The organism is Citrobacter sp. Cpo045 (assembly GCF_030332875.1).
GTDB lineage: Bacteria > Pseudomonadota > Gammaproteobacteria > Enterobacterales > Enterobacteriaceae > Citrobacter > Citrobacter portucalensis.
Genome location: NZ_JAOWGZ010000107.1, coordinates 288,622 through 306,680, shown reverse-complemented (window position 1 = coordinate 306,680; position 18,059 = coordinate 288,622). Strand labels below are relative to the sequence as shown.

Sequence of the window (18,059 nt, the reverse complement as noted above, 5' to 3'; positions counted from 1 at the left end):
TTATCTCGCAGATTGCATAGTGGCCCACCACGTTGCATCGGCTTCAATTTCGCCCTGCGTGTTTACGTGAGGGTAGGGAAGACCTTTGCGCTTAGCGACATTCGCCAGCACCGGATAACCGCCTTCAAACAGTAAGCGCTGCTGCTCTTCTTGTGGCAGCATGCTGTTTTCTCGTCGGTACATCCCCGCGTTTTGCCGCTGGCGCTGTGCTTCGTACAGAATCAGCGCGGAGGCGACAGAAACGTTCAGTGACTGCACCATGCCAGTCATGGGAATGATGATGTCCTGATCAGCCAGATCCAACGCTTCCTGAGTGATGCCGGTTTTCTCCTGGCCCATCAGGATGCAGGTGGGGCGCGTGTAATCAATCTCGCGAAAATCCACGGCTTTATCTGACAGATGGGTTGCCAGGACCTGCATGCCCCGGCTTTTTAAATGTGTGACCGCATCGCCAATGGTAAGGTGAGTTTTCACCTGCACCCAACTGTTGCTGCCTGCAGCAGAAGAGGCCATGGTGCGCATACGGCTACCCGGCCAGACGGCGTGGACTTCATGCACGCCGACCGCATCTGCAGTACGAATAATCGCAGAAACGTTATGAGGTTTGTGAACCTGCTCCATGCAGACGGTCAGATCGGGCTGACGACGTGCGAGCATCTCGCGGATACGTGCATAGCGCTGTTCATTCATAAGACTAGTTTCGGTTACGGGTGACTTTTATCACGTCCGGCATGACGCGGATTTTGCGCATGATATTCGCCAGGTGCACGCGATCACGAGCGGTCAGGCGAATAAAGGCGCTATAAACGCGGCCATCTTTCTCTTCCGTATTCAAACTTTGAATATTGGAGGTGGTCGTGTTGATTGCCGCCGTCAGGTTCGCCAGAGCACCCTGGTGGTTAAACATATCCACCTTAATCTCGGTGATGAATTCCTGCTCCGTCTCTTTATCCCATTCCACCGCCATAAACTTCTCTGGCTCTTTCTGGTAGCCACGAATATTACGGCAGGACTCATGGTGGATCACCAGACCTTTACCCGGACTGACGTGGGCAATGATTGGATCGCCTGGAATTGGACGACAGCATTTCGCGAAGGTGATCAGTACGCCGTCAGCGCCTTTGATTGGCAGATGACCATGGCCAGATTGTGCTGGTACGTTCGCTGTTGCTTCGCCCTGCTGGAGGTTTTTCGCTACCACCACGCTCATGGCGTTACCCAGACCGATTTCTGCGAGCAGATCGTCAAGCGTGGCGAGCTTCATACGCTCAAGCTCACGCTGGATGCTCTCTGGCGGGATCTCAGCCAGTTTACGGCTACCGCCCAGGGCATGGTTGAGCAGTCGACGACCCAGACTGACGGAATCATCGCGCTTGAGGTTTTTCAACAGTTGGCGAATCTTGGCGCGCGCTTTCGAACTGACGACGAAGTTTAGCCACGCTGCGTTCGGACGTGCGCCCGGCGCGGTGATAATCTCAACGGTCTGGCCGCTAAAGAGTGGTTGTGAAAGCGGGTAAGGCTGTCTGTCGACGCGCGCGCCGACGCAGGCGTGACCGATATCGGTATGCACGGCGTAGGCGAAGTCGACAGGCGTTGCACCGGCGGGCAGTTCGACAATGCGCCCTTCCGGTGTGAAAACATAAATCTCATCCGGGAAGAGATCAGATTTGACGCTTTCAATAAATTCAAACGAGCTACCGGCGCTCTGCTGCAGTTCCAGCAAGCTTTGCATCCAGCGCTGAGCGCGGATTTGCGCAGTGGTGCTGCTTTCGCCGCCGTGCTCTTTGTAAGCCCAGTGCGCTGCGACACCCATCTCTGCCATCTGGTCCATGTCTTCAGTACGAATCTGTACTTCAACCGGGACGCCATGAGGGCCGATCATTGAGGTGTGCAAAGACTGATATCCGTTCGCTTTCGGAATGGCGATATAGTCTTTCACGCGACCAGGGCGTGGTTTGTACAGGCTGTGCATCTGGCCGAGTACGCGATAGCAGGTATCGGAATCATGAACGATGACGCGAAATGCGTAGATATCCATGATGGAGTGAAAACGCTGCTCTTTGAGCACCATTTTGCAGTAAATAGAGTACAGGTGCTTCTCACGCCCGCTTACGCGACACGGAATACCTGCCTCCTGCAAACGCCCTTCGATTTCCGAGAGGATTTTTTGGATCATCTCTTTGCGGTTGCCGCGAGCGGCTTTAACCACTTCTTTAATCACGCGATAGCGGTTTGGGTACAGCGCTTCAAAACCCAGCTCTTCCAGCTCGGTTTTAATGTGATGAATACCTAAACGGTGTGCCAGCGGACTATAGATTTCGAGGGTTTCACGGGCGATGCGGCGACGTTTGTCCGGGCGTAATGAGCCCAGCGTGCGCATGTTGTGGGTGCGGTCGGCAAGTTTGATGAGAATGACGCGGATATCCTGCACCATCGCCATAATCATCTTGCGAAAGTTTTCAGCTTGCGCCTCTTTCTTATCGCGAAACTTAAGCTTATCAAGTTTCGATACCCCTTCTACCAGCTCTGCAACGCTTTTGCCAAAAAGCTGTTCCATGTCCTGATAGGTGGCTGGGGTATCTTCAATCACGTCATGCAGCAGCGCAGCCATCAGCGTTTCGTAGTCGAGTTTCATCTCGGCCAGAATGCAGGCTACCGCTACCGGGTGCGTGATATAGGGTTCACCGCTTGAACGTGTCTGGCCCTCGTGAGCGTCACGTGCAACGAGATACGCCTGCCGAAGACGCTTAATCTGGTCTTCCGGCAGGTAGTTTTGAATCAGTTGATTCAGGCTTTCAAACAGATACAAGGGCGACCCGCTTTGTGATTAACGACGACCTTCAGCAATAGCGGTAACGGCTTGTAATTCAGCGGCTTCCTGCTCTTGCTGTTCCTGGCGCTCACGCACGTCGAGGATCTGATTGTTGATCAGACCTTCTTCGATTTCGCGCAGCGCGATAACGGTAGTTTTATCGTTTTCTTCCGGTACGAGCGGATCCTTTCCGCCTACCTGCATCTGACGAGCGCGACGCGCGGCGACCAGTACCAGGTCAAAACGGTTACCAATTTTCTCTACAGCGTCCTGAACAGTTACGCGTGCCATACTTAAAATGCTCCACAGGTGAAGAAATGACTGGGCATGATACTGAATGTGGGTTCAGTCTGCCAACAGTTTGCTGATTAAAGCGTCATGACGCTGCTTTTGGCGGCTCATGCGCAGACGTTCGGCGCGAATGATGGTTTTCAAATCGCCCAGGGCGGTGTCGAAATCATCATTCACAATAAGATAATCATATTCGGCGTAATGGCTCATTTCTGCAACAGCTTGCGCCATACGTTTCGCGATCACGTCTTCGCTATCCTGACCGCGGCCACGCAGGCGGCGGTCCAGCTCAATCTTAGACGGTGGCAAAATAAAAATACTGCGCGCATGCGGCATTTTTTCACGAATTTGCTGCGCACCTTGCCAGTCGATATCTAAAAAGACGTCTACGCCGGATGCTAATACTTGCTCAATGGTTTCACGCGAGGTGCCGTAGTAATTACCGAAAACCTCCGCGTGTTCCAGGAACGCGTCTCTGCCAATCATGGTTCTGAATTCATCATGGTTCACAAAGAAATAGTGTTCACCGTGCACTTCCCCCGGGCGCGGTGCGCGCGTGGTGTGCGAAACAGAAACCTGGGTGTCATACAACGGTTGGGTCTTTAATAAAGCCTGAATCAGGCTGGATTTACCCGCGCCACTGGGGGCAGAAACAATATAAAGCGTGCCTTGAGCCATGAGTATCTTAATGTATGTGATTGTCGAAAGAGAGCCTACATACGGGCTTATTATACACGTAGCCGCTATGTGACGTAGCCCTTGTCACACTTTTTGCGCATGTTTATTGCGTTTTGCGTACCAGTTTCCTGTTTTATCGGTGATTTGCAGCAATACATGCAAATGTCCGGAAAGCTGTTCGCAGGATGAATTTTTGCCGCTCTGTTTCTATTTCACTTCGCGCTATACCTGCCGGGAAACGTATCGTTCAGCGGAGATAGCATGGGATTATGGAAATGCATAGGGCTGGTTTTACTGGTGTGGCATTTACCTGCGTGGGCGGTATGCCCCGTCTGGTCGCCTGCCAGGGCAAACGAGGAAATTTCACGACTACAGCAGCAGATTACACAGTGGAATGACAGTTACTGGAAGCAAGGGGAAAGTGCCGTAGACGACGGCGTTTATGACCAGCTCAATGCGCAACTAATTCAATGGCAGCGCTGTTTTGGCGATGATGTCCCACCAGATCTGTCTGTGCCCCCAATAAGTGGCACCGTCTCGCATCCAGTTCCCCACACGGGCGTTCGAAAACTTGCTGATAAGCAAGCGCTACAGCAATGGATGCTCGCTCGCAGCGATCTCTGGGTGCAACCGAAGGTGGATGGTGTGGCGGTGACGTTAGTCTATCGCAATGGCAATCTGGTACGGGCGATTAGCCGTGGTAATGGCATGAAAGGCGAAGACTGGACGCAAAAGGTTCTGCAGATCCCTTCCGTACCACATTCCACCAAGGGGAAACTCGCTAACAGTACGTTGCAGGGTGAGATATTTTTGCAGCAAGAGGGGCATATTCAGAAGCAGAGAGGGGGAATGAACGCCCGCTCGAAGGTTGCTGGATTAATGATGCGCCAGGGCAATCCGGAAATGTTACGCTCGCTGGCAATTTTTATCTGGGCCTGGCCTGATGGTCCGGCGGTCATGCCTGAAAGACTGGAGCAGCTCACGGCTGCCGGGTTCAGTTACACGCAACGTTATACTCACGCCGTGAAGAATGCGGATGAAGTCGAAAAGTTGCGCGCCAGGTGGTGGAGTTCAGCATTACCTTTTGTGACAGATGGTGTCGTGGTGCGAACGGCAAAAGAGCCACGGGCAAAGTATTGGCTACCCGGGCAGGGTGAGTGGCTGGCGGCGTGGAAATATCCTCCCGTGACGAGGGTATCTGAGGTTACTGGTATTCAGTTCTCCGTTGGTAAAAGCGGGAAAATTGCGGTGGTTGCATTGCTGACTCCCGTCATGCTGGATGATAAACGCGTACAGCGCGTCAATATTGGCTCCGTCCGACGCTGGAATGAATGGGATATCGCGCCTGGCGATCAGATTCTGGTGCGCCTGGCTGGACAAGGGATACCCCGTATAGACGAGGTGGTCTGGCGCAGCACTCAGCGTACTAAGCCAATACCCCCCGAGGGGCGCTTCAATTCATTAACCTGTTTTTATGCTACAGCGGAGTGCCAGGAACAGTTTGTTGCCAGACTGGTCTGGCTGGGCGGCAAAGAGGTGCTGGGGCTGGAGGGGATCGGCGAGGCGGGATGGCGAGAGCTCAACCAGGTGTATCGCTTTGAACATATCTTTTCCTGGCTTGGGTTAACTCAGGAACAGTTAGAGTCTGCACTTGGTGTAATCAAAGGGGAGAAGCTGTGGCATCAGTTCAACCTGTCGCGCGATCTCCCGTTCACACGTTGGGTTATTGCCATGGGAATACCGTTAACACAGGCAACCCTGAATGCCAGTCGGGATGCTTCGTGGCAACAATTGCAGGACCGTGATGAGCAAAGCTGGCGGCAGCTCCCTTTCATGGGGGAACGGCGGGCACGACAGATCATTCAGTGGCTGGAGACCAGGGAGGTCATAGCGCTGAGCAACTGGCTGGCTGCCCAGCGTATTACGGGCTTTATGCCTTAATGACCTTCATGGCGATAATAAAATACTGGCAGGCCCAACTTCAGGCGTAGCGCCAGTAAGCGGGCGGTAAAACCGAAGAGTAGGGTAGAGATAACCACCACATCGTGGCTGGAGACGTAATGTTGCAGCACGATGTAAAGCACGGCAGCGGCAAAAGAAACCCCAGCATACAACTCTTTCTGGAACACTAACGGAATGCGTTTGCAGAACATGTCGCGTAACACGCCACCGAAGACGCCGGTCGTGACCGCAGCGACCACGGCGATAATCGGCCCGTGACCCATATCCAACGCCACCTGTGCGCCAATAATAGAAAAGACCACCAGGCCCAGCGCATCCAGTACAAGGAATATTTTACGCAGGTAGGGCATAACAGGAGCAATAATGGTGGTGAGTACCGCAGCGGCTGCCACGATAATGACGTATTCGGGATGCTTGACCCAGCCAAGCGGATAGTGGCCGAGAAGAATGTCGCGTACCGATCCGCCGCCAATGGCCGTCGCGGTGGCAATGATAATGACGCCAAATGTATCCATACGACGACGCCCAGCAGCAAGCGCACCGGTCATGGCTTCGGCAGTAATACCAATTAAATATAAAACGTGTAACAGCATGTATTCCCCCTGATTTGCTGGGGGCTAAGGTTAACGATTTGTGCGCCTTGTCACGATTGAGATTTTCTAAGGTGAAGTGATTTTAATAACTACAGCTAATGCGAGTTTGCTGAAAATGCGTGGTGATATGCGCTTTGTATTATGACCTTCAATAAAGAATGATGAGAAAATATAATTCGAATTGAACAAGAGAGTATCAAAGCGTCGGGAAAAATACGTAGCCTCGCCATTTATTGGCGGGCTACGTAGAATGGTTGCTTACTCGATGTTCTGAATTTGCTCGCGCATTTGCTCGATCAGTACCTTCAGTTCAATCGCGGAATTCGTCACTTCGGCATTGATAGACTTCGATGCCAGAGTGTTCGACTCACGGTTGAATTCCTGCATCATAAAGTCCAGACGACGGCCAACCGCCTCTTTTTTCTTCAGAATGTTGTAGGTTTCTTTGACGTGGGCTTCCAGACGATCTAATTCTTCCGCCACATCGATACGTTGCGCCATCAGCACCAGCTCTTGCTCAAGGCGGTTATTTTCCAACTGCACCTGGGCGTCTTCCAGTTTGGCTACCAGACGCTCGCGCTGCCATTGCAGGATTTCTGGCATATGAGCACGCACTTTTGTGACTTCAGCACTGACGCCTTCCAGACGCTGCTCGATCAGCGCTTTCAGCGCCTGACCTTCGGTTTCACGCGCAACGATGAAGTCATCCAGCGTACCGTCAAGCGCGGCGAGGATTTCGGCGGCAATGGCGTCCAGATCCTGCTCCTGGGCAGCCATTACGCCTGGCCAGCGCAGGATATCAACCGGGTTGATTTCACCTTCATCGCTCTGCATTTTGACCCAGTTAGCAGCGCTAACGAGCTGTTTAGCGAGTTTTTCATTCAGAATCAGCTCGCCTTGCGCGCTGGCATCAGGCTCAAAACGCAGGGTACATTCGACTTTACCGCGCGTCAGACGCGTGCGAATACGTTCGCGAACAACGGGTTCGAGACTACGGAACTGCTCCGGCAGGCGAAAATAGGTTTCCAGATAACGCTGGTTTACCGAGCGCATTTCCCAGGTGGCGCTACCCCATTCACCCTTGATTTCACGCCGGGCGTAGGCGGTCATGCTGCGGATCATAGACGTTCCTGTTTTTAAAGATGAGATGGGAGGATTATAGCCATCCGCGTCTTGTCAGGATAGGAATAACAGTCGGAAGTCCGTATAATGCGCAGCCACATTCGTTTCAAGCCGGAGATTTTATCATGCGTCCAGCAGGTCGTAGTGCCAATCAGGTGCGTCCCGTCACCCTGACCCGTAATTATACAAAACACGCTGAAGGCTCCGTGCTGGTCGAATTTGGTGATACCAAAGTGCTGTGTACCGCCTCTATTGATGAAGGCGTACCGCGTTTTCTGAAAGGTCAGGGCCAGGGCTGGATCACCGCAGAATATGGCATGCTGCCACGCGCCACGCACACCCGTAACGCCCGTGAAGCGGCGAAAGGTAAGCAGGGCGGCCGTACCATGGAAATCCAGCGCCTGATCGCTCGTGCGCTGCGCGCCGCCGTTGACCTGAAGACGCTCGGTGAATTCACTATTACGCTGGACTGTGATGTTATTCAGGCAGATGGCGGTACGCGTACTGCATCGATTACTGGCGCATGCGTTGCGTTGGCGGATGCGCTGAACAAGCTGGTGGCGAGCGGTAAGCTGAAAACTAACCCGATGAAAGGGATGGTTGCCGCGGTTTCCGTGGGCATTGTGAACGGTGAAGCACTCTGTGACCTTGAGTACGTTGAGGACTCTGCTGCTGAAACCGACATGAACGTAGTGATGACTGAGGACGGTCGCATTATAGAGGTTCAGGGTACGGCGGAAGGCGAACCGTTCAGCCATGAAGAACTTCTCACCCTACTGGCATTGGCCCGAGGGGGAATCGAATCCATTGTAGCGACGCAGAAGGCGGCGTTAGAAAATTGATTTTAAAGGCGACTGATGAGTCGCCTTTTTTTTGTCTGTAATAAAGTGAGATGAGGAGCGAATCCATGAAACCGTATCAGCGCCAGTTTATTGAGTTTGCGCTTAGCAAGCAGGTACTAAAGTTTGGCGAATTTACGCTGAAATCCGGGCGCAAAAGCCCCTATTTCTTCAACGCCGGGCTGTTTAATACCGGGCGCGACCTGGCACTGTTAGGCCGTTTTTATGCCGAAGCGCTGGTGGATTCCGGTATTGAGTTCGATTTGCTGTTTGGCCCTGCCTACAAAGGTATTCCGATTGCGACTACTACGGCTGTAGCACTTGCGGAACATCACGATAAAGATATGCCGTACTGCTTTAACCGCAAAGAGGCGAAGACCCATGGCGAAGGCGGTAATCTGGTAGGTAGCGCACTTGAGGGGCGTGTCATGCTGGTAGATGATGTTATCACCGCAGGTACGGCTATTCGTGAGTCGATGGAGATTATTCAGGCGAATGGCGCCACTCTGGCGGGGGTACTGATTTCTCTCGATCGTCAGGAACGCGGTCGCGGCGAGATTTCCGCGATTCAGGAAGTGGAACGCGATTATGGCTGCAAGGTGATTTCTATCATTACCCTGAAAGATCTGATTGCGTATCTGGAAGAGAAACCAGAGATGGCGGAGCATCTGGTGGCAGTACGGGCCTATCGCGAAGCGTACGGCGTTTAAGAACTGCCGGATGGCGCTGCGCCTATCCGGCCTACGTAACCCCGTAGGCCGGACAAGACGAAATCGCTACTGCAATTGAGCGGCAACCAACGGCCAGCGGGTGTCAAAATCATCCGTTGGGCGGTATTTAAATTCGCTACGTACAAACCGGGACAGCATACCTTCGCAGAAAGCCAGTAACTGGCTGGCCAGCAGCGTTTCATCCACGGTGTAGCCTTCACCTTCACGCATTCTTTTTTCTCGCAGAACCTGGCGCAACTGCGCTTCAATGCGCTCAAAAAGTTGGTTAATGCGACCTTGCAGACGGTCTTGCTCGAACATCAACGCGTGTCCGGTCAGAATTCGTGTCAGGCCTGGATTACGCTCACCAAACCCTAAAATCAGCAGAACGATCAGACGCAGACGCGCGTTGGTGTCTTTTTCATCTTTCAAAATCAGATTGATACGCGTAATCAGACTATCTTCGATAAACTCAATCAGGCTATCGAACATACGGGTCTTGCTGGGGAAATGGCGATACAATGCCGCTTCGGATACGCCAACTGAGGCTGCCAGCTTTGCTGTGGTGATGCGTTGGCTACCATCGCTGGACTCAAGCATCAGTGCCAGAGACTGAAGTATTTCTTCGCGACGATTCCTTTTCGCAGTTTGCTTTTCTACCATGTTACAAAATACCCCTGAAAATAAGCTCTTGCCAGGCAGGCATCCACACAGCGACCGCAAACTGTTGTTTGCGGTGTGTTATTGCGTTATTACGCTATGGGATGCTTTTCTGCGGGTTACTTGCGCCCGGAATGGCCGAAGCCACCTTCGCCACGATCGGTGGCTTCAAACTCTTCCACCAGATTAAATTCAGCCTGCACGACCGGTACAAATACCATCTGCGCGATACGTTCGCCCGGCTCAATAGTGAAGCTGTCCTGACCACGGTTCCAGACGGACACCATCAGTTGGCCCTGGTAGTCGGAATCAATCAAACCAACCAGATTGCCCAACACGATACCGTGCTTATGGCCCAGCCCGGAGCGCGGGAGCATTACCGCTGCCAGAGAAGGATCGGCAATGTGGATAGCTAACCCGGTTGGCACCAGCGTTGTTGCGCCCGGCGCCAGCTCTACGGCGTCATCAAGACAAGCACGCAGGTCAAGTCCGGCAGAACCAGAAGTGGCGTACGTCGGGAGCGGAAATTGTTGCCCTACGCGCGGGTCCAGAATCTTAACGTCGATTTTTTTCATCATAACGGGTCACGATCTCGTCGAGTAATAATTGGCCCAGGAGTTCTTTACGCTCAAGCGGTAAGACTTTGTCTCCATCCTGCCAAAAAAGGTGTAATGCGTTGCTATCGCTGTTAAACCCTTGAGTTGACAGCGAAACGTCGTTCGCACAGATCACATCAAGGTTTTTGCGGATGCGTTTTTGCCGGGCATATTCTTCCACATTATTTGTTTCGGCGGCAAACCCAACGACAAAAGGACGGTTAACATCCAGTGCGGCAACACCGGCGATAATGTCCGGATTTTTGACCATTTTTACTGTTAATTCATCGCCCTGCGTCGCTTGTTTTTTTATTTTTTCGTGGGCGACAGTTTCAGCGCGATAATCAGCGACTGCAGCGCAGCCGATAAAAATATGCTGTTGTTGCACCGTAGACTGCACAGCGGCTTCCATTTCCAGCGCGGTCATCACATTAACCCGTTGAACAAATGGTGGTGTGGATAACGAAACCGGACCCGATACCAGTGTGACGTTTGCCCCGCGCTTTGCGGCAGCGGCCGCGATCGCAAACCCCATCTTCCCGGAACTGTGGTTGGAAATATAACGCACGGGATCAAGCGGTTCACGCGTCGGACCCGCCGTAACCATGATGTTGAGATGTTGCAGATCGTTGACAGGTGAAAAATGTTCTGCCGCCATATCCACAATCGTTAACGGATCCAGCATGCGCCCAGGGCCGATATCACCACATGCCTGACTACCGCTGTCAGGACCCCAAATGAGTAAACCGCGTGAGGCAAGAATACCCAGGTTGTGCTGGGTCGCGGCAGAGCGATACATCTGCTGGTTCATGGCTGGCAGTACAGCAACAGGAGCAGGCGTTGCCAGACAAATCGTTGACACCAGGTCGTTGGCCATACCTGCGGCGACACGAGCAATCAGGTCTGCTGTAGCGGGCGCCAGGATGACCAAATCGGCCCATTTCCCCAGCTCAATGTGGCCCATCGCGGCTTCGGCTGCGGGGTCAAGCAGGCTGTCGGAAACGGGATAACCTGAAACCGCCTGTAAACTCAGGGGAGTAATAAATGCTTTTGCCGCTTCGGTCATCGCCACGCGGACGTCAGCGCCGCGTTCCCGTAAACGACGCACCAACTCAGGGGTCTTGTACGCAGCAATACCGCCACTGACGCCAAGTACGATTTTTTTACCGGCCAGGCTCATCATGATCTTTCCTGTTGGGTTTCACCAGAAGGCGGATATTTTATCACAATCCGCAATTTGTCGTGCTTTTGACCGTGCTCCACTTTGCGAGGCGCTACGAAGAAGTGAAAACAACGCGTCGAATCACCGTCGGTGTTATGCCACTATGCGGACGCGAGAGGAGGGAGAAGTATGGAAAATACAGGAAGTATGATGCCCCGGGAAAAGCTATTGGCGCAGGGGGCCAGTTCTCTGACCGATGTTGAGCTTTTGGCTCTTTTTTTACGTACCGGCATGCAGGGTAAAGATGTGCTTACGCTGGCGAAAGAGATGCTTCAGCATTTTGAGTCGCTGTATGGTCTGCTGTCTGCTGATTACATGGATTTTAGCTATGTTCAGGGAATCGGTATCGCAAAGTACGCACAGTTGAAGGGGATTGCGGAGCTGGCAAGACGCTACTACAACGTGCGAATGATAGAGGAGCGGGCTCTACTTAGTCCGGAAATGGCGCGTGAATTTCTGCAAAGCCAGCTTTCGCAAGAGGAACGCGAGATCTTTCTGGTGATCTTTATGGATTCTCAACATCGCGTGATTAAACACAGCAAACTTTTTTCCGGTACGCTTAGCCATGTCGAGGTACATCCGAGAGAAATTGTCCGGGAAGCGATAAAAATGAATGCTTCTGCGGTGATCCTTGCGCATAATCACCCTTCGGGGTGTGCAGAGCCGAGTAAAGCAGATAAACTCATCACCGAGCGTGTTGTGAAATGCTGTCAGTTCATGGATATCCGGGTGCTTGATCATCTGGTCATTGGGCGCGGAGAGTACGTTTCTTTTGCGGAACGCGGTTGGATTTAACGCACTTTACGCGATCCATCGGGATCTTTGTCTGTTCGGGACTTGAGCACATCGCTGACTCAGCGTATACTACGCCACCTTTGAGAATCTCGGGTTTGGCATTTGGGCCTGGCAATCGAGAGTTCGCAAATACGCAAAATCATTCTTGTTGCGTCCAATGACGAGGCGACATTGAAAGATTAAGTGTATTGAACTGCGATAACCGGGCTGAGAAGCCTGACGAGGCGCCAATACCCCATACGAAGCTCGAGCTAATTTGATTTTTGGAGAATAGACATGTCCCGAGTCTGCCAAGTTACTGGCAAGCGTCCGGTGACCGGTAACAACCGTTCCCACGCACTGAACGCGACTAAACGCCGTTTCCTGCCTAACCTGCACTCTCACCGTTTTTGGGTTGAGAGCGAGAAGCGTTTTGTCACCCTGCGTGTATCTGCTAAAGGTATGCGTGTTATTGATAAGAAAGGCATCGAAACAGTTCTGTCTGAACTGCGTGCCCGTGGCGAAAAGTACTAAGTACTAAGAGGAAATAAATCATGGCTAAAGGTATTCGTGAGAAAATCAAGCTGGTTTCTTCTGCTGGTACTGGTCACTTCTATACCACTACGAAGAACAAACGTACTAAGCCGGAAAAACTGGAACTGAAAAAGTTCGATCCAGTTGTTCGTCAGCACGTTTTATACAAAGAAGCGAAAATCAAATAATTTTCGTTTTGATGTAAAGAAAAACCCTGCCTCGGCGGGGTTTTTTGTTTTCTGGCCGTCCCCATATTAATGAGACCTGACATACCGCCGGAGATACTATGCCTGAATTACCTGAAGTCGAAACCAGCCGCCGTGGTATTGAGCCGCATCTGGTGGGGGCAACGATTATGCACGCGACGGTGCGTAACGGTCGTTTGCGTTGGCCAGTATCTGAGGAAATCTATCGTCTGAGTGATCAACCTGTCCTCAGCGTACAGCGGCGCGCGAAATACCTGCTGCTAGAACTGGCGGATGGCTGGATAATCATTCATCTGGGGATGTCGGGTAGCTTGCGTATCCTTCCTGAAGAGCTTCCGGCAGACAAGCACGACCACGTTGACTTAGTGATGAGCAACGGCAAAGTTCTGCGTTATACCGATCCCCGCCGCTTTGGCGCCTGGCTGTGGACTAAAGAACTGGATGGATATAATGTCCTCGCTCATCTTGGCCCTGAGCCGCTGAGCGACGATTTCAACGCCAATTATCTACAGCAGAAATGTTCGAAGAAGAAAACGGCGATTAAACCCTGGCTGATGGATAACAAGCTGGTGGTGGGTGTGGGTAATATCTACGCCAGCGAGTCGCTATTTGCGGCTGGGATTCATCCTGACCGTCTTGCGTCATCGCTGTCGAAAGATGAGTGTGAATTGCTGGTACGCGTTATCAAAGCGGTGTTGCTGCGTTCTATCGAGCAGGGCGGGACGACGCTGAAGGACTTTCTGCAAAGTGACGGTAAGCCTGGCTATTTTGCCCAGGAGCTGCAGGTCTATGGGAGAGAAGGTGAGCCTTGCCGCGCATGTGGCGCACCGATTGTTGCGACAAAACACGCCCAGCGTACAACGTTCTATTGCCGTCGCTGTCAGAAATAGTGTCATTGCTGGCCGGATGCTGCATCCGGCCTGGTGCATTACTTCAGTTTACTCATTAATGCCTGATGGACGTTTTCCGGCAAAAAGTGCGTCACGTCACCCTGGTGGCGGGCAACTTCTTTCACCAGTGACGATGAGATAAATGACCACTCTTTAGATGGCATCAGAAAAACGCTTTCCAGCTGTGGCATGAGGTGGCGGTTCATATGGGCCAGCTGCATTTCATACTCAAAATCGGCTACCGCGCGCAGGCCACGGATCAGAATGTTCGCCTGATTATCACGGGCAAAGTTTGCCATCAGATCGCTGAATCCCAGCACTTCCACATTGCCAAGATGTGCCGTTGCCTGTTGTGCCAGCTCAACGCGCTCTTCCAGAGTAAACATCGGCTTTTTACTGGGGCTTGCGGCAATCGCCAGAATCACGTGATCAAACATGCTTGTCGCACGCGTCACGATATCAAGGTGGCCGTTAGTAATAGGATCAAAGGTTCCTGGATAAATCGCCCGTTTTTGCATGACTTGCCTCAATGCGTTTTGGGTGGCAGGTAAGGTTCCAGCAGTTGCAGCAGACGCTGTAGCGCGCCCTGATTTTGATACAGAACTTCAACTGCGTGACGGCCATAAAAATTACGATAATCTGCATCGGTCAGTAAGGAAGAGACCTCTTTCACCAGCGTAGTTGCGTCGGTGACGGTGATCAATCCGCTTGCCTGTTCGAGACGGGCGCAAATATCTTTAAAATTAAACGTATGTGGTCCCATCAACACCGGAATAGCATGCGCTGCCGCTTCCAGCGGGTTGTGTCCACCACGTTCAACCAGTGAACCGCCGACAAAAGCAAGGTCGGCAATGCCATACAGCAACATCAGCTCACCCATGGTATCGCCGATCACAACCTGAGTACCTGATGATGGAACTTCACCCGAAGAACGAGTGGTATAGCTTAGTCCAGCCTGGCGTACGAGGTTAATGGCATCCGGGAACCGTTCAGGATGTCTGGGAACCAGAATCAATAAAAGATTCGGGAACTGATTTAATAACGCCTGATGAGCGGCAATGATGATGCTTTCTTCACCGTCGTGGGTGCTGGTTGCAATCCATACCGGGCGGTGAGGCGCCCATTGACGACGTAATGTCACCGCTTTTGCGGCCAGTTGCGGTGTGACGGATATATCAAACTTCAGGCTGCCAGTAACGGTGACTTGATTGCTTCTGGCGCCAAGCGTAATAAAACGTGCGCCATCTTCTTCGTTTTGTGCGGCAATCAACGTAATTCGTCGCAGTAGTCTGCCAACAAATTTACCCAATTTCGCATAACCAGCGGCTGAACGAGCAGAAAGACGTGCGTTGGCAATGACCAGAGGAATGTGGCGCTTATGGAGTGCCGCGATCAGATTTGGCCACAGCTCGGTTTCCATAATTAACACCAGTTTGGGGTCAACTTTATTCAGAAAACGGTTCAGGGCATCCGGTAAATCGTATGGCAAATAAATGTGCTGAACGTCAGTGCCAAAAGCAGATTGTACGCGCTCAGAACCGGTTGGCGTCATGGTGGTTACCGTGATCGGCAAGTCGGGATAACGATGTCGCAGAGCGCGAACTAATGGGATTGCAGCCAGCGTTTCGCCCACAGAAACCGAATGAAGCATGATGCCGCCAGGTTTTAGCGGGCGGCGATAAAAGCCGTAGCGTTCGCCCCAGCGTTTACGGTAGGCCGGAGCCTTACGTCCGCGCACCCAAAGCCGTATCCAGATCAAAGGCTGAATAAGGTAGAAAAGGGCGGTGTAAAGCAATTCGAGCATAATGGTAGCTGACTTATGAATGTGCTGGGGATTCTATGTATTTAACTATGGCTTTACCATCATTTTTATCCAGGTTGTATCAAAACGATGGAATTGGTGAGGGACCGATTTCGCTGATGGCTATTTCAAAAATGCACATGGCCGCATTTATATGTCTTAACCTCTTGTGCGGTGTACGTTTTCTGATGAACTGGTTTCTTTTTTATCTGTATGTTTTTCATGGCTTATTTTGTATTTTGTTCAAAAAATATTCATTTCGGAATGCGTGATAATAAATGATATACTACTGCGTAATTTCAGGTAGCTAGCGGGCAGAAACGTTTCGAAAGCTCAGAAAGTCATCTTTGGATGCTTTAGGCAAGGATTACACGATTCTGATGCTTCAAACCTGACATGCCTGGCGACGCGATGCGGATATTAATGCATGAATATTGCTTTTTGTTTGTACAAGTATTTTCCCTATGGTGGGTTACAACGTGATTTCTTGCGGGTAGCGCTGACGGTTGCTTCTCGTGGCCATCATGTTCAGGTATTTACCCAGTCATGGCAGGGCGAGCGTCCGAAAGGGCTGGAGATTATACTCGTCCCCGTCACATCCAGAACGAATCATGGGAAAAACGAGCAATATTATCAGTGGGTTCAGAATTATTTTACTCAACATCCCGTCGATCGTGTCGTTGGTTTTAATAAAATGCCTGGGTTGGATGTGTATTACGCTGCGGACGTTTGCTATGCAGAAAAGGTCGCCCGCGAGAAAGGCTTTTTCTACAAATTGACGCGCAGGTACCGACACTATTCTGCATTTGAAAAAGCCGTATTTCAGCAGGGTGCCGGCACTACGCTTTTGATGTTAACCGATAAGCAAATTGGTGACTTCAAACATCATTACCAAACTGAGAGCCAGCGTTTTTGTATCCTGCCACCAGGAATCTATCCTGACCGAAAGTACAGCCAACAACCTGAAAACAGCCGGCAGGTTGTCAGAGAAAAAAACGGTATTGGTCTCGATCAGTACTTACTCTTACAGGTAGGTTCCGATTTCAAACGCAAAGGCGTGCCAAGAACATTACAGGCGTTGGCTTCTTTGCCTGATGTCATCCGCCACCGCACGCGATTGATGGTTGTTGGTCAGGATAAGGCCGATCGCTATCGCGCTCAGGCTCGTCAATTGGGGGTTGAAGAACAAGTGCAGTTCTTCTCGGGGCGAGACGATGTCGCAGAATTGATGTCTGCTGCTGATTTATTACTTCACCCCGCTGTACAGGAAGCTGCCGGTATTGTCTTGCTAGAAGCTGTAGTTGCCGGGCTACCGGTATTAACTACCGAAGTTTGCGGCTATGCGGGTTATATCAACGCCGCACAATGTGGGGTGGTGATTCCTGAACCTTTTGAGCAGGAAAATCTGAATACAGCACTTTTCGATGCGCTGCAAAATAATGAGCAGAGAAGCCGTTGGGCCGGGAACGCGCGGCATTTTGCTGATACAGAAGATCTCTACAGCCTGGCAGATAAAGCTGCAGATATCATTTTAGGTCCTAAGAATGATTGAATTAAAAGAACCATTTGCCACGCAGTGGCAAGGAAAAGACCCGTTTACTGAAGTCACTAAGCTGGATGGTGAGGTTTTTCGCGCTCTGGAAACACGGCGTACCCTACGTTTTGAGATGATGGGAAAGGGTTATTTTCTTAAATATCATCATGGAACCACGCTTAAAGAAGTGGTGAAGAACCTTATATCTCTGCGTATGCCTGTTCTGGGTGCCGACCGTGAGTGGCTGGCGATTCACCGCTTAAAAGAACTGAATGTTGATACTATGACAGGGGTTGCATTTGGTCAAAAAGGTCTGAATCCGTTAGAGCGAACCTCGTTTATCATCACTGAGGACCTTTCTCCCGCCATCAGCCTTGAAGATTTTTGTGCCGGGTGGGGAGTTGAGCGTCCTGATTTTGTATTAAAACGGACCATTATTACCCGTGTGGCAGAAATGGTGGGTAAAATGCATCGAGGTGGAGTAAATCATCGGGATTGCTATATTTGCCATTTTTTACTCCAACAACCGATGCCAGAAAATATTGCGGATATCAAACTTTCCGTAATCGATCTGCATCGTGCACAAATTCGTCAACATGTACCGCGCCGCTGGCGAGACAAGGACTTGATCGGACTCTATTTCTCTTCACTTGAGATCGGTCTAACGTCCAGAGATATCTACCGTTTTTTACGTGTCTATTTTTCGATGCCACTACGTGAAATCTTTCGTCAGGAAGTCAGGTTGTTTGAACAGGCTGTCACAAAAGCGCAAAAAATAAGACGAAGAACAATAAGAAAAGCGCTATAAATCACATATAAAGTTTGAGGCCATTTT

At 51.3% G+C, this 18,059-nt stretch carries 20 protein-coding genes; 9 read left to right on the top strand and 11 right to left on the bottom strand.

All coding sequences use genetic code 11. From position 1 onward, the window contains the following. The 4 genes from trmH to gmk are packed head-to-tail and all read right to left on the bottom strand — an operon-like array spanning position 1 to position 3,781. Complete coding sequence (trmH, locus tag OGY13_RS23270) at positions 1 to 690, bottom strand: tRNA (guanosine(18)-2'-O)-methyltransferase TrmH (protein WP_032945382.1); 690 nt, start codon at positions 688 to 690, stop codon at positions 1 to 3. Positions 691 to 694: 4 nt separating this feature from the next. Further along, positions 695 to 2,809, bottom strand: coding sequence for a bifunctional GTP diphosphokinase/guanosine-3',5'-bis pyrophosphate 3'-pyrophosphohydrolase (gene spoT, locus OGY13_RS23265; RefSeq protein ID WP_003024038.1), 2,115 nt, complete (start codon positions 2,807 to 2,809; stop codon positions 695 to 697). 18 nt (positions 2,810 to 2,827) lie between these two features. Then, positions 2,828 to 3,103 (bottom strand): DNA-directed RNA polymerase subunit omega, encoded by a 276-nt coding sequence (rpoZ, locus tag OGY13_RS23260; RefSeq protein ID WP_000135058.1) that lies wholly within the window; start codon positions 3,101 to 3,103, stop codon positions 2,828 to 2,830. Between the two features lie 54 nt (positions 3,104 to 3,157). Continuing rightward, positions 3,158 to 3,781, bottom strand: coding sequence for a guanylate kinase (gmk, locus tag OGY13_RS23255; RefSeq protein ID WP_003024042.1), 624 nt, complete (start codon positions 3,779 to 3,781; stop codon positions 3,158 to 3,160). A 261-nt stretch (positions 3,782 to 4,042) separates the two neighbouring features. Here gmk and ligB point away from each other — a divergent pair, with 261 nt between their 5' ends. Then, the gene (gene ligB, locus OGY13_RS23250) at positions 4,043 to 5,722 is read left to right on the top strand and encodes an NAD-dependent DNA ligase LigB (RefSeq protein WP_213752145.1); all 1,680 of its coding nucleotides are present in this window, start codon (positions 4,043 to 4,045) and stop codon (positions 5,720 to 5,722) included. Here the strand turns inward: ligB and OGY13_RS23245 are convergent. Together OGY13_RS23245 and OGY13_RS23240 are read right to left on the bottom strand one after the other, a co-directional pair. Then, the gene (locus OGY13_RS23245) at positions 5,719 to 6,336 is read right to left on the bottom strand and encodes a trimeric intracellular cation channel family protein (protein ID WP_038635410.1); all 618 of its coding nucleotides are present in this window, start codon (positions 6,334 to 6,336) and stop codon (positions 5,719 to 5,721) included. The genes ligB and OGY13_RS23245 overlap by 4 nt on opposite strands. 258 nt (positions 6,337 to 6,594) lie before the next feature. Continuing rightward, positions 6,595 to 7,458, bottom strand: a complete 864-nt coding sequence (locus OGY13_RS23240) for a YicC/YloC family endoribonuclease (protein ID WP_003024052.1) — start codon at positions 7,456 to 7,458, stop codon at positions 6,595 to 6,597. Between the two features lie 125 nt (positions 7,459 to 7,583). Here OGY13_RS23240 and rph point away from each other — a divergent pair, with 125 nt between their 5' ends. Beyond that, complete coding sequence (gene rph / locus OGY13_RS23235) at positions 7,584 to 8,300, top strand: ribonuclease PH (RefSeq protein WP_003024054.1); 717 nt, start codon at positions 7,584 to 7,586, stop codon at positions 8,298 to 8,300. Between the two features lie 65 nt (positions 8,301 to 8,365). Then, a complete protein-coding gene (gene pyrE / locus OGY13_RS23230) occupies positions 8,366 to 9,007 on the top strand; it encodes an orotate phosphoribosyltransferase (RefSeq protein ID WP_020996052.1) in 642 nt (213 codons plus the stop codon). Positions 9,008 to 9,073: 66 nt separating this feature from the next. Here the strand turns inward: pyrE and slmA are convergent, their stop codons facing one another. The 3 genes from slmA to coaBC all read right to left on the bottom strand — a co-directional run bounded on the left by slmA (position 9,074) and on the right by coaBC (position 11,443). Continuing rightward, positions 9,074 to 9,670: a nucleoid occlusion factor SlmA gene (slmA, locus tag OGY13_RS23225; RefSeq protein ID WP_003827257.1), complete on the bottom strand. Its 597-nt coding sequence runs from the start codon at positions 9,668 to 9,670 to the stop codon at positions 9,074 to 9,076. A 116-nt stretch (positions 9,671 to 9,786) separates the two neighbouring features. After that, on the bottom strand, positions 9,787 to 10,245 hold the full coding sequence (gene dut / locus OGY13_RS23220; RefSeq protein WP_003827259.1) for a dUTP diphosphatase: 459 nt from the start codon (positions 10,243 to 10,245) through the stop codon (positions 9,787 to 9,789). Next, entirely contained in the window at positions 10,223 to 11,443 is a 1,221-nt protein-coding gene (gene coaBC / locus OGY13_RS23215; RefSeq protein ID WP_213752178.1) for a bifunctional phosphopantothenoylcysteine decarboxylase/phosphopantothenate--cysteine ligase CoaBC, read from the bottom strand. The genes dut and coaBC overlap by 23 nt, the downstream gene beginning before the upstream one ends. Positions 11,444 to 11,614: 171 nt before the next feature. Here coaBC and radC point away from each other — a divergent pair, with 171 nt between their 5' ends. The 4 genes from radC (at position 11,615) to mutM (ending at position 13,889) form a co-directional block, all read left to right on the top strand. After that, positions 11,615 to 12,280, top strand: a complete 666-nt coding sequence (gene radC / locus OGY13_RS23210; RefSeq protein ID WP_048227329.1) for a RadC family protein — start codon at positions 11,615 to 11,617, stop codon at positions 12,278 to 12,280. Between the two features lie 276 nt (positions 12,281 to 12,556). Further along, entirely contained in the window at positions 12,557 to 12,793 is a 237-nt protein-coding gene (gene rpmB / locus OGY13_RS23205) for a 50S ribosomal protein L28 (RefSeq protein WP_003024071.1), read from the top strand. Positions 12,794 to 12,813: 20 nt separating this feature from the next. Beyond that, positions 12,814 to 12,981 (top strand): 50S ribosomal protein L33, encoded by a 168-nt coding sequence (rpmG, locus tag OGY13_RS23200; RefSeq protein ID WP_003024094.1) that lies wholly within the window; start codon positions 12,814 to 12,816, stop codon positions 12,979 to 12,981. Positions 12,982 to 13,079: 98 nt separating this feature from the next. Beyond that, positions 13,080 to 13,889, top strand: coding sequence for a bifunctional DNA-formamidopyrimidine glycosylase/DNA-(apurinic or apyrimidinic site) lyase (gene mutM, locus OGY13_RS23195; protein ID WP_213752144.1), 810 nt, complete (start codon positions 13,080 to 13,082; stop codon positions 13,887 to 13,889). 38 nt (positions 13,890 to 13,927) lie between these two features. Here mutM and coaD read toward each other — a convergent pair whose 3' ends face one another. Next, a complete protein-coding gene (gene coaD / locus OGY13_RS23190) occupies positions 13,928 to 14,407 on the bottom strand; it encodes a pantetheine-phosphate adenylyltransferase (RefSeq protein WP_003024099.1) in 480 nt (159 codons plus the stop codon). Positions 14,408 to 14,415: 8 nt separating this feature from the next. Beyond that, on the bottom strand, positions 14,416 to 15,693 hold the full coding sequence (gene waaA / locus OGY13_RS23185) for a lipid IV(A) 3-deoxy-D-manno-octulosonic acid transferase (protein ID WP_048237015.1): 1,278 nt from the start codon (positions 15,691 to 15,693) through the stop codon (positions 14,416 to 14,418). A 424-nt stretch (positions 15,694 to 16,117) separates the two neighbouring features. Between waaA and OGY13_RS23180 the strand changes: the two genes are divergently transcribed. Both OGY13_RS23180 and rfaP read left to right on the top strand, forming a co-directional pair. After that, a complete protein-coding gene (locus tag OGY13_RS23180) occupies positions 16,118 to 17,242 on the top strand; it encodes a glycosyltransferase family 4 protein (protein ID WP_213752143.1) in 1,125 nt (374 codons plus the stop codon). Further along, the gene (gene rfaP / locus OGY13_RS23175) at positions 17,235 to 18,032 is read left to right on the top strand and encodes a lipopolysaccharide core heptose(I) kinase RfaP (protein ID WP_048215298.1); all 798 of its coding nucleotides are present in this window, start codon (positions 17,235 to 17,237) and stop codon (positions 18,030 to 18,032) included. The genes OGY13_RS23180 and rfaP overlap by 8 nt, the downstream gene beginning before the upstream one ends. The last annotated feature ends 27 nt before the right edge of the window (positions 18,033 to 18,059 follow it).